13 protein-coding genes are annotated in these 12,719 nt (G+C 66.4%); 8 read left to right on the top strand and 5 right to left on the bottom strand.

Annotation, left to right across the window (positions count from 1 at the left end):
- Positions 1–68: 68 nt before the first annotated feature.
- On the top strand, positions 69–647 hold the full coding sequence (locus tag QRN16_RS09605; RefSeq protein WP_285185922.1) for a hypothetical protein: 579 nt from the start codon (positions 69–71) through the stop codon (positions 645–647).
- Positions 648–659: 12 nt separating this feature from the next.
- Here QRN16_RS09605 and QRN16_RS09600 read toward each other — a convergent pair whose 3' ends face one another.
- Together QRN16_RS09600 and QRN16_RS09595 are read right to left on the bottom strand one after the other, a co-directional pair.
- Positions 660–1,109, bottom strand: a complete 450-nt coding sequence (locus QRN16_RS09600; protein ID WP_285185921.1) for a VOC family protein — start codon at positions 1,107–1,109, stop codon at positions 660–662.
- 23 nt (positions 1,110–1,132) lie between these two features.
- A complete protein-coding gene (locus QRN16_RS09595; RefSeq protein ID WP_285185918.1) occupies positions 1,133–1,648 on the bottom strand; it encodes a flavodoxin domain-containing protein in 516 nt (171 codons plus the stop codon).
- 258 nt (positions 1,649–1,906) lie between these two features.
- On the opposite strand from QRN16_RS09595, the gene QRN16_RS09590 reads away from it, so the two are divergent.
- The 7 genes from QRN16_RS09590 (at position 1,907) to QRN16_RS09560 (ending at position 10,261) form a co-directional block, all read left to right on the top strand.
- Positions 1,907–2,578 (top strand): response regulator, encoded by a 672-nt coding sequence (locus tag QRN16_RS09590; protein ID WP_285185916.1) that lies wholly within the window; start codon positions 1,907–1,909, stop codon positions 2,576–2,578.
- Positions 2,571–4,280, top strand: a complete 1,710-nt coding sequence (locus QRN16_RS09585; protein WP_502943988.1) for a sensor histidine kinase — start codon at positions 2,571–2,573, stop codon at positions 4,278–4,280. The genes QRN16_RS09590 and QRN16_RS09585 overlap by 8 nt, the downstream gene beginning before the upstream one ends.
- Positions 4,281–4,895: 615 nt before the next feature.
- On the top strand, positions 4,896–5,741 hold the full coding sequence (locus QRN16_RS09580) for a universal stress protein (protein WP_285185910.1): 846 nt from the start codon (positions 4,896–4,898) through the stop codon (positions 5,739–5,741).
- A gap of 153 nt (positions 5,742–5,894) precedes the next feature.
- Positions 5,895–6,773: a universal stress protein gene (locus tag QRN16_RS09575; RefSeq protein WP_285185908.1), complete on the top strand. Its 879-nt coding sequence runs from the start codon at positions 5,895–5,897 to the stop codon at positions 6,771–6,773.
- Complete coding sequence (locus QRN16_RS09570) at positions 6,770–9,166, top strand: phosphoketolase family protein (protein WP_285185906.1); 2,397 nt, start codon at positions 6,770–6,772, stop codon at positions 9,164–9,166. Before QRN16_RS09575 ends, QRN16_RS09570 begins: the two co-directional genes overlap by 4 nt.
- Positions 9,057–9,446: a cation transporting ATPase C-terminal domain-containing protein gene (locus QRN16_RS09565; RefSeq protein WP_285185904.1), complete on the top strand. Its 390-nt coding sequence runs from the start codon at positions 9,057–9,059 to the stop codon at positions 9,444–9,446. Before QRN16_RS09570 ends, QRN16_RS09565 begins: the two co-directional genes overlap by 110 nt.
- Positions 9,443–10,261, top strand: coding sequence for a universal stress protein (locus QRN16_RS09560; RefSeq protein WP_285185902.1), 819 nt, complete (start codon positions 9,443–9,445; stop codon positions 10,259–10,261). Before QRN16_RS09565 ends, QRN16_RS09560 begins: the two co-directional genes overlap by 4 nt.
- Here QRN16_RS09560 and QRN16_RS09555 read toward each other — a convergent pair.
- Genes QRN16_RS09555 through QRN16_RS09545 form a run of 3 tightly spaced genes read right to left on the bottom strand, consistent with a single transcriptional unit; the run spans position 10,246 to position 12,370 of the window.
- Positions 10,246–10,662: a hypothetical protein gene (locus tag QRN16_RS09555; RefSeq protein WP_285185900.1), complete on the bottom strand. Its 417-nt coding sequence runs from the start codon at positions 10,660–10,662 to the stop codon at positions 10,246–10,248. The genes QRN16_RS09560 and QRN16_RS09555 overlap by 16 nt on opposite strands.
- On the bottom strand, positions 10,659–12,179 hold the full coding sequence (locus QRN16_RS09550) for a bifunctional aminoglycoside phosphotransferase/ATP-binding protein (RefSeq protein ID WP_285185897.1): 1,521 nt from the start codon (positions 12,177–12,179) through the stop codon (positions 10,659–10,661). The genes QRN16_RS09555 and QRN16_RS09550 overlap by 4 nt, the downstream gene beginning before the upstream one ends.
- Positions 12,179–12,370: a hypothetical protein gene (locus QRN16_RS09545; protein WP_285185895.1), complete on the bottom strand. Its 192-nt coding sequence runs from the start codon at positions 12,368–12,370 to the stop codon at positions 12,179–12,181. Before QRN16_RS09545 ends, QRN16_RS09550 begins: the two co-directional genes overlap by 1 nt.
- Between the last annotated feature and the right edge of the window lie 349 nt (positions 12,371–12,719).

Raw genomic sequence — 12,719 nt, 5'->3', positions numbered from 1 at the left:
CCGCGCCACCGCGGAACATGCGATCCGGGAGCACCCGTCCGGCGATCGGACCGCCTCGGGGTTCTCTCATGCACTTGTCTGCCGGTCTGACAGTCGACTTGAACGTTCTCACCGCGATGTTGGACGACCCGAGCATCGACTTGGCCCGATCGACCCGCGAATTCGTCTCCGATGTCGACGACGCGGTCGCATGCATCACCACGATGAGCGTCACGGTGGAGATCAGCGGTGTGGGGATCCGGCTCGCGGCCGCCGCCGTGCACGATGAGGTCGAGTCCGCGGCCACGTCCTTGCGCGTGATGCTCGTGCACGTACCGCAGTCGGAGGTGACCGCGCATGTCCTGTTCCGTTCCTGCACTGCAGGTTCCCTGAACGCGCTTGCTGCGGCCGCAACGTCGACGTTCGGTGCCGATGCCGTGCACACCGACGACCATCTCGACATCGAGTCGTCGGTGCGTGACGGGCATGATCTCGCCTCCGTCACGGAGACGAACAGGGCTGTGGGAGTGCTGATCGACGGTGGACGTACGCCGACCGAAGGCCACGCGGAGTTGAACCGCCTCGCCGCACTCTCCGGTGCTTCGGTCGGCGATGTCGCCCGCCGGATACTGCGCGACGCGGTGCGCTGGCACCCGCCCGCGAGCTGAATCCGGTGGTGGCTACCTGAAGCGCCGAGCGATGTGCACGCGAGGCAGCTGCAGGGGGCTCGGAAATGCCACCAGGACTCGATTACCGTCCGGGTCGCGGCCGTCGATGAAACTCACACCGCTCTCGGTGTGTGAATAGGTGGCGGCGTAATACCGACGCAGGCGACTCCCGACGTGCTCGAGGGTGTCGGCGTCCGGGGCCGACCACATCACCTCCCGCACGCCGAGGGCGCCGATCGGCCGCGAGGTCGACGACGGATCGGCGTACAGATAGATCTGGAAACCGTCAGGTGCCAGCAGCAGTGCGGCGTCCTCCTGGCGCAGTGCGACGGTGCAGCCGAAGACGTCGCCGTAGAACACGACGGACCGTTCGAGTTCGAGGACTCGCATCAGCATCGAGGTGGGTGCGAGCGAGGTGGTGACTGTCGTGTCGATTGCCGGGTCGGGTGCGCTGATGGTCATGTCGTGTCCGTTCTCGAGGGGTGTCATCGGGATCGGTCAGAAGTCGGCGTCTCCAGAGAGTCGCCGATGGACCGAGCCCACGATTCGATGTCGGCACGAGAGCGGTCGTCTCCGTCCTCGGCGCGGATCAGGCGCACCACGAGCCGCTCGAACCGGGACAGGGTGGAGCGGTCCAGCTTGCCGCCGAACGTCCGATGTTCCACCGCCCAGGGCACCTCGTCCCACGAGGAGCGCCTCGTGGACGGTGGCGTGCCCCCGATGGGGCCGCTCGAGAACAACCACACGGGTACCGCGTCGAGCTCGGCCTGCTCGCGGGCGACGAGTGATCGGGCCGACGCGAGCCACCTGCCCATGTACACCGCACTTCCGAGAACGACCGCGTCGTACTCGGCGATGCTGTCCACATCCTCCACGTCGCGCAGATCCACCTCCGCGATGTTCTGCGCATTGCCCGCACAGGACGTCAGGGCCGTGGCGATCCAGCTGCCGATGTTGCGGGTGGAGCCGTGTCGGCTCGCGGTCGCTACAAGCACACGCATGGTCGGTTCCTCCAGCAGAGTCGAAGTCGAGGCCCCCTGCGGCGCCGACTGTCCTCGAGTGTGGTCTCGCGCCGCCCCCTCGCGGCAGGGTCCAATGGCACGTCGAACCCGCCGAAGGGAGGCACCCGACGTGCTCTCGCACGACCGTGTGGGACTTTCGGCGTCGACAGAGATGACCTTCGGGAGCGACTGCGGCGCAGCCGCGGACGTAGAGTCGACACGACGCGCCCGGCGAGGACGCTCGTGAGGAGCATGGGCATGATCACCGTCTTTCTGGTCGACGATCACGAGATCGTGCGGCGCGGGCTGATCGACCTCATCGACTCCGACCCCGGTCTCGAGGTCGTCGGCGAAGCCGGCACCTGCGCGCAGGCGCTGGCGCGGATCCCGGCTCTGCAACCGCAGGTGGCCGTACTCGACGTCAGGCTCCCGGACGGAAACGGGATCGAACTCTGCCGAGAGCTCCGTGATCGGCTGCCGGACCTCACATGCATGATGCTCACCTCGTTCACCGAGGATCAAGCAATGCTCGATGCCATCCTGGCCGGCGCTTCGGGCTACGTCGTCAAGGACATCACCGGCATGGACCTCACTCAGGCCATCCACGATGTCGGAGCCGGTAAGTCGTTGTTGGACAACAGGGCCGCTGCGGTACTGATGGAGAAGTTGCGGGCGGGCACCGGAACTCCCGGACCCATCGACCACCTGACGGGTCAGGAACGCACCCTGTTGGACCTGCTGGGCGAGGGTCTGACGAACCGGCAGATCGCCGCCCGGATGTTCCTCGCGGAGAAGACTGTCAAGAACTACGTGTCGCGGCTGCTGGCCAAGCTGGGCATGGAGCGCCGCACGCAGGCCGCGGTGTACGCGTCCAAACTCGGCGACTCGCCGGCGTCGACGGACGACCATCGGAGTTCTCGGCATGGATGACCGCCACGGATCCGTGACCTCGCCTCTGCCGCAACTCAGACTCGGCGAGCTGCTGCTCGAAGTGCAGAGCCGCATCGGTCGGATCGCCGACGCGAGAATGCAGGCGGACGGGCTCCTCGAGGCGATGCTGGTGATCACCGCGGGCTTGGACCTCGACGTCACCTTGCGGTCGATCGTGGAGTCGGCTCGGACGTTGGTCGATGCGAAGTACGGCGCCCTCGGCGTGCGCGGAGCGGATCATCGACTCGCCGCATTCATCCATTCCGGCATGGACGAGGCCGTAGTCGAACGGATCGGACCACTGCCCACCGGACGAGGTGTACTGGGTTTGTTGATCGACCGGCCCGAGACCATCCGCCTCGACGACCTGTCCCGCCACCCCGCCGCCGTGGGATTTCCCGAGGCCCACCCGCCCATGGAGTCCTTCCTGGGTGTGCCGATCAGAGTCCGGAACGAGGTGTTCGGGAACCTGTATCTCACGGAGAAGAACAACGGACTGCAATTCACCGACGACGACGAGGTGGTCATCCAGGCACTCGCGTCGGCAGCGGGAATTGCCATCGAGAATGCTCGGTTGTACGAACAGTCGCGTACGGGACAGGCCTGGATGGAGGCGATCAAGGACATCGGCACCGAGCTGCTCGCCGGGTCCGACGCAGCAACCGTGCTCCGCCTCGTATCGCGTAAAGCATTGCAGCTCACCAGTTCCGACCTCGCGATCATCGCAGTACCCGACGACCCCGGCGACGAACCCGCCCTCGTCGACCATCTCGTCATCACTGTCGCCGAAGGCGACGGTGCCACCGGACTTCTCGGGAAAACCATCCCGATCGACGGGTCCAGCGCCGGGGCTGCCTTCCGCAGCAGGACCGCTTTCCGCAAGGAACAACTCGATCACGAGTCCGCGGAACTGCGCACCGACGAGCTCGGGCCCGCCATGATCGCCCCGCTGCGGGTGGCCACAGGAGTCAGCGGAGTACTCGTGGTCTCACGTGCGCGCGGAGCCGACAGCTTCACCGACGCACAACTCGAGCTCGTGTCAAGTTTCGCCGATCAAGCCGCTCTGGCTCTGCAGATGGCGGACACCGCACATCGTGTGCACGAACTCGACGTGCTGTCCGATCGCGACCGCATTGCTCGCGATCTTCACGACCATGTGATCCAACGGATCTTCGCTGCCGGACTGTCGCTGCAGAGCGCGATGAAGAGAACCGATTCCGAGGACATGCGCCGTCGGTTGTCCCGCACGGTGGACGACCTCCAGGACACCGTCCAGGACATCCGGACGGCGATCTTCGATCTGCAGAGCACCTCCCAGGCGGTCACCCGGTTACGTCAACGCGTCGAGGACGCCGTAGTCGAACTGACGGCGCACTGTCACACACGTGCTGTCGTGCGGATGTCCGGGCCGCTGTCGGTGGTCGACCACATCATGGCCGACCACGCCGTCGCCGTCGTCAGGGAAGCAGTGAGCAACGTTGTCCACCACGCGAAGGCGGACACCGTCACAGTGCACGTGTCCGTCGGCAACGACCTACGGGTCGAGGTGACCGACGACGGAATCGGATTGCCCGACAACGTGTCCGAGAGCGGGCTCGCCAATGTTCGTGCCCGCGCCGCGGCGTGCGGGGGCACCACCGCCGTCCGCATGCCCACTTCCGGAACAGGTACCAGCCTCGTGTGGAGAGTCCCACTACCGTGACCGGCGCTACAGCCCTGCGGGGCCGGCTCTGCCTCGAGGTTTAGCTGTCGACATCACCGGCGCGGGCGTCCAGTCATATGTTCGATGCTCATGAAGTCCTGATCCTGATCTGTCTCGCCTCGGGCCACACGTGCTGCACACAATTCTTCGAAGATGTCCGGTCCCTGCGACACCGACTCTCCGTGGTGGGTTCGCACTCGCGACAGCGCGAGCGCAGCGACGACAGCGACAGCGACGGCAACGACAACAAGCAGCAGCAGCCGATACTCGATCAGGGACTGGTCCTAGCGACGGTTCGCGGAGTGACGCATGAAGTCCTCGCAGGAGTGTGGGTGGCCGGCGCGCCACGTGGACGCTGTCGCACGCCAGTCTGCGACACCGACGATCTCAGCGGTCGGGGTCTTTGTGTCCCCACCCCCAGCACATCGGGCTGCGGGACGCGAGCGGTACGAGTGAGGGCGGTCAGGGTGTACGTGTCACGGTGGGTGAGTGCTGACTTCGGACCTCGAGAATGTGACCTCCGGCCACTCGATCGGACGGGTGCCGGTTCGTAGGGTGAGCTCGACGGTCACCTGCACCTGTCGGATCATGTGAATCCAGTGAGAGGGCGCACAGATGAACGAGTACGAGCACTCTGGTTCCATCGTCTGCGGAGTGGACGGGTCGGCAGCGGTGTTCGACGCGGTGCGGTGGGCAGTGCAGGAAGCGTTGCGTCGCGATGCCTCGCTCACGATGGTGCATGTCGTCACTCCACCGGTGCACCGCGACAGGGTCTTCGACGCCCCCGACATCGGCGGTGACCATGCGCGCGAACTCCTGCGGGAAGCCCGAGCGACCGCCATCGACACCGGGCGGCATCCCCGGGCCATCGGCGTCCTTGTGGCGCACGGCCGACCGGACGAGCACTTGATCGCGGCGTCTCGTTCGGCCCGCATGCTGATTCTGGGGAACAACGGTGAGTCCGCGACGACGATCGTGGCGGTGGGGTCGACTCTGCTCTCGGTCGTGGAATCCGCAAGGTGCCCGGTCGCTGTCGTCCGGCGGTACGACCCCGCGCGACGAGGCGCGGTCGTGATCGGCCTCGACAGGTCAGGGAACACCACGCCTGACCGCGTCGTGGCCGAAGGCTTTCGTGCGGCAGCGATGCGAGGCACCGAATTGATGGGCCTGCGCGCGGACACCATGGCGGGCAACCTGGTGCATGCAGCCGGTCGGGCCGACGGCGTCAGCGCGACCACGTCGATGTTCGACCGGGCGTTGGATTCGTTCCGCGCGACCTACCCGGGGGTGCGCACCAGCTCCGTCCACGCGGAGGGGGGCGCTGCCGTCGAGCTGATCGCGCTGTCCAGAAGTGCCGAGCTACTGGTGCTCGGTCACGCCCGCGGGCGTCCCTGCGGTACGACGCTCATCTCGGTACTTCGGCACGCGCACTGCCCGGTGCTCGTCGTTCCGCATTCATGACCTGGACCCTCAACTTCCTGTGCCGGAGAGGTAACGCCCACCAGGACTTCCGACCCGGCGGAAGTGACTTCGGTCCCTGTCGTAGACAGGCCTGCGGCCGCCATGCTCGAGATGAACCTGCAGTGCCGAAGGTCGACGGAGAAGAGAAGTGTGATGGTTGCATCGACTCGCATAGTGGTCGGAGTGGACGGGTCCGCAGGTTCGCTCGACGCCGTGCGGTGGGCGACGCGTGAAGCCGTCCGCCGCCACGTGCAGATCGAGGTGGTCACCTCCACCCTTGACAGGACCGGAAGCTACGGCGACGCAGTCGGTCTCCGGATGGGAGCGTTCCGAGACGCCGACGTCGAAGCCAAGCGTGTTCTCGTGGACGCGGTCGACGTCGTGCACGACACGGCTGGTGTCGCCGGCGTGTCCGTCGATACTCGTCTCGAGCGCGGGTCCGCAGCAGAGGTCCTGCTGGGCCTGAAGGATCGACCGGCGATGATCGTCGTGGGGTCGCGAGGTCTCGGCGACTTCACCGGCGGCCTCATCGGGTCGGTCAGCTCCGCTGTCGTCACCCATGCACGGTGCCCCGTCGCCGTCATCAAGGACGGCGCGGTGCGCGACGGGCCCGTCGTCGTCGGCGTGGACAACACGCCGAACAGTCGACCGGCGATCGGCCTCGCCCTCGAGGAGGCCTCCGCGCGCGGAGTCGACCTGGTCGCAGTTCACGCCTGGAGCGATCTCGAACTCGCCAGCGTGTTCACCGTCGACGAGTACGGACGGTGGTGGGAGTCCGAGCTCGCCGAGAACGTCTCCCTTGCCGAGAGTCTCGCCGGATGGGCGGACGAGTACCCGGACGTGACCATTCGACGGGTACTCGTGCAGGACAGACCGGTTCGTGAGCTGGTCCGACAGGCAGAGGGCGCTCAGCTCGTCGTCATGGGAAGCCGCGGTCGGGGCGGCTTCGCATCCATGCTTCTCGGCTCCACCTCTCGAGCTGTCCTGCATACCGTCGACGCTCCCGTGATCATCGTTCCGACGAGCCGATGAGCGCACCGGTGATCGCATCCATCTATCGTGACGCCGACGTGGACGCGGACCTGCGGTACTGGGCAGCGGCGAATTACCTGACCGTCGCCCAGATCTACCTGCAGGACAACGTCCTGCTCCGGCAGCCCCTCGCCGCCGAGCACATCAAGCCGCGACTGCTCGGACATTGGGGTACGAGCCCCGGTCTGTCCATGATCTACACCCTGCTCAACCGGCTCATCAGGCGTACCGAATCCCAGTGGCTCTACGTCACCGGCCCCGGACACGGCGGCCCCGCCATCGTCGCCAACACCTACCTCGAAGGCACCTACAGCGAGATATACCCGTCGATCTCGTTGGACAACCAGGGGGTTCGGGCGCTGTGTCGCCAATTCTCCACTCCCGGCGGCATTCCCAGTCACGTCAGCGTCCAGACGCCGGGCAGTATCCACGAGGGCGGCGAACTCGGCTACGCGCTGACACATGCCGCCGGCGCGGCGTTCGACAACCCCGACCTGGTGGTCGCCTGCGTGATCGGGGACGGCGAGGCCGAGACAGGCCCGCTGTCGGGGTCCTGGAAGGTACCGGCATTCCTCAATCCCGTGCGCGACGGCGCGGTGCTACCGATCCTGCACCTCAACGACGCGAAGATCTCCGGCCCCACCGTGCTCGGCCGCAGTACGGACCTGTCCATCTCCGAGTATCTCGGCGGCCAGGGGTGGGCGCCGATCTTCGTCGAAGGCGACGATCCACGAGAGGTGTTCGCCGCCTTCGACCGCGCCCTCACCCGCGCCCACGACGCCATCGAACGGATCCAGCACGCCGCACGCCGCGGGAACGCCGAGCTCGGTGTCGAATGGCCAGCCATCGTCCTGCGCACCCCCAAGGGGTGGACCGGCCCTCACGAGGTGGACGGCAAGCTCATCGAGGGAACACACTGGGCGCACCAGGTGCCGCTGGCCGGCGTCCGTGACAACCCCGCGCACCTCGCCCAGCTCGAACGCTGGCTGCTGTCCTACCGGCCGACCGAACTCTTCGGCGATGACGGTGCTCCCGTGGCCGAGATCCGCGCGCTCGCCCCGGACGGTGAGCTGAGAATGGGTGCCACTCCGCACGCCAACGGCGGAGTGCTGCTTCGGCCGTTGATCATTCGCGATCTGGAGAACTACGCGCTGACCGTCGAGTCACCGGGTGCCGCCTCGCACGAGACGACGACCGTTCTCGGCGAGATGATGCGCGACATCTACCTCGACAACGCGACAGCGGACGGCGGCGGCACGTTCCGCCTGTTCTGCCCGGACGAGACCGCGAGCAACCGGCTCCAGGCGGTGTTCGAGGCCACCGACAGGTGCTGGCAGTTGCGGACGACGGTGAACGACGACGACCTCTCACCCGACGGCCGCGTCATGGAGGTCCTCAGTGAGCACTTGTGCGAGGGGTGGCTCGAGGCGTACCTGCTCACCGGACGGCACGGCCTGTTCGCGAGCTACGAAGCATTCGCGATGGTGAGCGTGTCGATGCTCGTCCAGCACACGAAATGGTTGCAGCACGCCGCGACTCTGGAATGGCGCGCCCCGATCGCATCGCTCAACGTGCTCCTTACCAGTACGTGCTGGCGCAACGACCACAACGGCTTCAGCCACCAAGGTCCCGGACTCATCGACGCGGTCATTCCCCTGGCCCCGGACGTCGTCCGGGTGTGGCTCCCGCCGGACTCCAACACCCTGCTCGCCGTGACCGACCACTGCTTCCGCAGCAGAAACCACGTCAACGTGATGGTGGTGGACAAGCAGTCCCACCCGCAGTACCTGACCCTCACCGAGGCGCGGGCACACGCCGCGGCGGGCGCGTCCGTGTGGGCGTGGGCCGGCACCGAGAAACCGGCAGCGCAGGACGGTACGTCGGCGGACCCGGACATCGTCCTCGCGTGCGCCGGCGACGTGCCCACCGAGGAGACGCTCGCATCCGCGCAGTTGCTGCGCGAATGGCTGCCAGGGTTTCGCGTGCGGGTGGTGAACGTCATCGACCTGATGGCGCTCCTGCCGAGAGGCGATCACCCGCACGGGATGCCCGACGACGACTTCGTCGACCTGTTCACCGCCGACGTCGATGTGGTGTTCGCCTTTCACGGGTACCCGCGAGCGGTGCACGAGCTGCTGCACGGACGCCCGAACGCCGCACGCTTCCATGTGCGCGGGTTCATCGAACAGGGAACCACGACAACAGCGTTCGACATGGTCGTGCTCAACAAGACCAGTCGCTACCACCTGGTCCTGGAGGCGCTGAATCGAATCGAACTGATCGATGGTCGATTGCTACGCAAGCACTGCCACGACCGACTGGCCGCACACCAGTCCTACATCCGTGAGCACTTCGTCGACCTCCCCGAGATCCGCGAGTGGAGATGGTCGTGACCGGAGCGGCACACCTCGACGACCGAAAGACCGTACGCGAAGCCTGATCACCAACCGATGGATCATCGTGGGCGTGTCCGTACAGATCGTCGGTCAACTGGCGCTCACCTGTACGCCGTTCATGAACACCATGTTCGGCACCGCGCCCATCGGCCTCGGCGCGTGGGGCCGCATCGTCGCGTTCGCGGCGGCGATCACCGTCGTCGTAGCACGCGACAAGCGAATGCGCACCCACCGACTCGAGCCGGTGACACCGTTGATCGCAGAGGAGAGAACATGACAGACAACGCCCCGATCGTGGTGGGAGTCGACGGATCCGGCGGCTCGTTCGACGCCGTCCGGTGGGCCGCGCGAGCAGCCGAACTGCGCGGAACATCGCTGCATCTGGTGTCGACCTACCAGGACCGCAACGTCTACACCACCCTCGCTGCCATCCCAGCCGAGCAGCTCGGCAAGCTGCAGCAGGCGGCGCGTTCGACTCTCGATGCCGCCTCGGAGATCGCACGAGGTGCAGTCCGCAACCCCGAGACGTTGTCGACGAGCTGCGAGGGCGCGCTCGGCTCGACGGTGTCCGTGCTGCTCGACCACGCAGTCACGGCACGAATGCTGGTGGTGGGCTCTCGGGGGAACAACGAGTACTTCGCCGAGCTACTCGGCTCGGTCAGCGCCGGAGTTACCGCGCGGGCGCACTGCCCGGTGGTGGTCGTTCAGGGGCAAGTGACCGCGGAGCGCGCAGCGGGTCCGGTGGTGGTGGGTGTCGACGGATCGCGGCAGAACCGCGGCGCCGTCGGGGTGGCGTTCGATGAAGCGTCGGTACGGGGTGCGCGACTCGTAGCCGTTCATGCGGGAGACGGTGCAGTCCTGGCGGAGAGTCTCGCCGGATGGCAGGAACAGTTTCCCGACGTGGCAGTCGAGCGGGCACTCGTGCGTGACGATGTCGTCGACGAGATCGTTCGCGTGTCGATCACCGCGCAGGCCGTCGTCGTCGGGACACGATGTCACGGGTTCAGTGGCGTGCTACCGAGATCGACGAGCCGGACACTCGCACACCGCATCGACTGCCCGCTGATCGTCGTCGGTCACGTCGCGGACTGACGACTGGGGCGATCCGGCCGGGGAAAATCACGCAGCGCCAGAACGGTGATGACGACGCCGGCGGTCAGCGCGGCGATCTGCAGGTAGTCCACCTCACGAATGATGATCATCTGCACGAGGATCCATGCGACGAGAATGACTCCGGCGGCGAACGCGGACGGGGCACCGTTCACACTTGAGTGTTGTGTGCGTACGGCCGCGATCGTCATCGGAACACCGACCACGATCGCCAGCGCGATACCGGCCAACGCTGTGTTCGAAGCGGGAATACGGTCGACGGCAGAGACACTGAGCTCGACGACACCGAGAATCAGTCCGACGGCACCGCCGTAGGCCAGCACCGCCAGGGGCCAGCACAGTGCACTGAGGAGGCGTGGGGACCGAGCGAGGGGATCCTTCATCCGACAACCCCTGCTCCGTCTCGCATCGCCGACACCGGCTCGTTGGTGCGCAGCCGCCAATGCGCGAGCGCTGCATCGCCGGCTGTTTCTCGGTCCGTTGTGGTGACGACCGTCGAACTCGCCGGCCACGCTCGCCTCCGGCGAGCCATGTCGCGATAGACCTCGGTCGTGGCATCAGATGCCGAGCCGGTTCGGGTGCTGACCCTCTCCAGCGCAACGGAAGCGGGAACGGAGCATTCGATCTGCACCAACGTCGACCGGGTGGCAGCAGCGAGCGCCTCGGCGCGGGCGCGCAGGGTCGGATCCATCCACGAGGCGTCGAGTACCACCGAGTGGCCGCCCGCCAGGTGAGCGTGGGCTCGGTTCAGCATGGCGTCATAGGTGCGATGAGTCATCTCCTCGGCGTAGAGGTCCCTCCCCACGTCGGCCGTGTGAGAAGTCGTCGGCGCGAACCCGGCGAGCGACTTCCGGACGACATCACTCGAGATGACGACCGAGTCCGTGTTCTCGGCCATGTACGTTGCGAGGGTCGTCTTTCCGGTGCCCGGGAGGCCCCCGACGATCGTCAGGGTGACGGTGCCCGCATGCAGGTGGTCGAGGGCCAGGCGGGCGTGATCCACGGCGTCCGACCGTGCTTCGTCGTCTCCCTGGCGATCACGGATGCAGGCGACCTTGGCGCGTACAAAGGCGCGGTGCGCGATGTAGTGGTGCACCAGCGCCGGGGGAGCGAGATCGAACGCGGCATCGCGGTAATACCGGATGAACTGTCTCGCGAGGTCCGCACGGCCTTGGAATTCGAGATCCATTGCCAGACAGGCGGCGTCGTCGATACCGTCGAGAAATCGGAGTGCATCGTCGAAGTCGAGGCAGTCCAGAATGCGTGGCCCGTCAGCGGCGCAGAAGATGTCGTCGGCGAGCAGATCGCCATGGCCGTCGACGATCCGACCCTCCTCGATCCGGCGGTCGATCAGCGCGGCGCGGCCACCGAGAAAGGTCTCCACGCAGGACTCGATTTCGTCGAGCATGGTGTCGTCCAGCACGCACGATCCATCTCCGCGCGCTTCCAGCAGATTGGCCGCCCAGCGCCCGGCCAGGGAATCCGAGCTGCCTCCGCGATCGATCCGTGCGGTCCGTCGACTCGTGGTGTGCACCCCGGCGACCTGACGGGCGATGGCGTCGAGATCGTCGTCGAGTTCGCGCGTTCGGTCGCGAGCAAGTGTGGACAGCCGTTCCGCATCGGGAAGCCGGCGCATCCACAGCACCGGTTCTGCCGGCCCGCCGGACGGGTCGGTGAGATCTCCGACTCCGCGGTAGACGTCGGGAGCGAAGCGAGCGTTCAGAGTGTGTTCACGCTCCAGGGCGTGCCTCCGGGAGATGACCGACGAGAAGTCCAGGAAAGCGGTCCGTACCGGCTTCTTCATCTTGTACGCCGTGTCACCGATCAGGATCACGTATGCGCTGTGCGTCTCCCGGACCTCTGCGCGAGCCGGAACGGTCCGTGCGTCTTCGGGGCTCATCACGATGCCGCGACGCCGCGGACGGCCTCGACGCGCCGGGGATGGCGGTGGTGCGTGCCGTGCGCCACGAACTGGCGCGTCGACACGAGGTCTGCGATCGACTGCGCATTCTGGTTCACCATCAGCACCCTGGCGGCCGAGAAGATCGAGTAGAAATGTCGGGCGAGTGGACTGAGGAGGGGCATCTGCACCGCCTCCATCACGGACTTGGCTTGGGGCCCGGGGCCTGACGACTGGGGCGACGACATCACATTTCCTCCAACTCGACCGCTCGTCGGATGCCGAGCGTCGACAACCACGCTAGGTCCGCGTACGCACCGAGCGATGCTGGCTGAAGTCCTCCGTATCGGTGCCATTCGGCAGACCCACTCGAGCTCCGAAAAGCCGACAAGTGGGAGGAAATGATGCGCACGGTCGCAGACGATTTGTCTTCAGCCCGGCGGCCAGTGTTCTGGTCGGGTCCGGCCCACCACTGAATCGAACGCTGACTCGATACACCAGAGGCGATTCATCACATATTCATGACTTTCGTTCTGGTCT

The sequence above is a fragment of the Rhodococcus sp. MEB041 genome (assembly GCF_030208955.1).
Taxonomy (GTDB): Bacteria; Actinomycetota; Actinomycetes; order Mycobacteriales; family Mycobacteriaceae; genus Rhodococcoides.
Note: the sequence above shows the minus strand (reverse complement) of the source record. Positions and strands in the feature narration are given on the sequence as shown.

Bases quoted from the DNA above. Each gene is read 5' to 3' on its own strand.
- QRN16_RS09575 (WP_285185908.1), top strand. From the start codon at position 5,895: ATGGTTGCATCGACTCGCATAGTGGTCGGAGTGGACGGGTCCGCAGGT.
- QRN16_RS09600 (WP_285185921.1), bottom strand. From the start codon at position 1,109: ATGACCATCAGCGCACCCGACCCGGCAATCGACACGACAGTCACCACC.
- QRN16_RS09595 (WP_285185918.1), bottom strand. From the start codon at position 1,648: ATGCGTGTGCTTGTAGCGACCGCGAGCCGACACGGCTCCACCCGCAAC.
- QRN16_RS09555 (WP_285185900.1), bottom strand. From the start codon at position 10,662: ATGAAGGATCCCCTCGCTCGGTCCCCACGCCTCCTCAGTGCACTGTGC.
- QRN16_RS09560 (WP_285185902.1), top strand. From the start codon at position 9,443: ATGACAGACAACGCCCCGATCGTGGTGGGAGTCGACGGATCCGGCGGC.
- QRN16_RS09590 (WP_285185916.1), top strand. From the start codon at position 1,907: ATGATCACCGTCTTTCTGGTCGACGATCACGAGATCGTGCGGCGCGGG.
- QRN16_RS09580 (WP_285185910.1), top strand. From the start codon at position 4,896: ATGAACGAGTACGAGCACTCTGGTTCCATCGTCTGCGGAGTGGACGGG.
- QRN16_RS09565 (WP_285185904.1), top strand. From the start codon at position 9,057: ATGGTCGATTGCTACGCAAGCACTGCCACGACCGACTGGCCGCACACC.
- QRN16_RS09605 (WP_285185922.1), top strand. From the start codon at position 69: ATGCACTTGTCTGCCGGTCTGACAGTCGACTTGAACGTTCTCACCGCG.
- QRN16_RS09550 (WP_285185897.1), bottom strand. From the start codon at position 12,179: ATGAGCCCCGAAGACGCACGGACCGTTCCGGCTCGCGCAGAGGTCCGG.
- QRN16_RS09570 (WP_285185906.1), top strand. From the start codon at position 6,770: ATGAGCGCACCGGTGATCGCATCCATCTATCGTGACGCCGACGTGGAC.
- QRN16_RS09585 (WP_502943988.1), top strand. From the start codon at position 2,571: ATGGATGACCGCCACGGATCCGTGACCTCGCCTCTGCCGCAACTCAGA.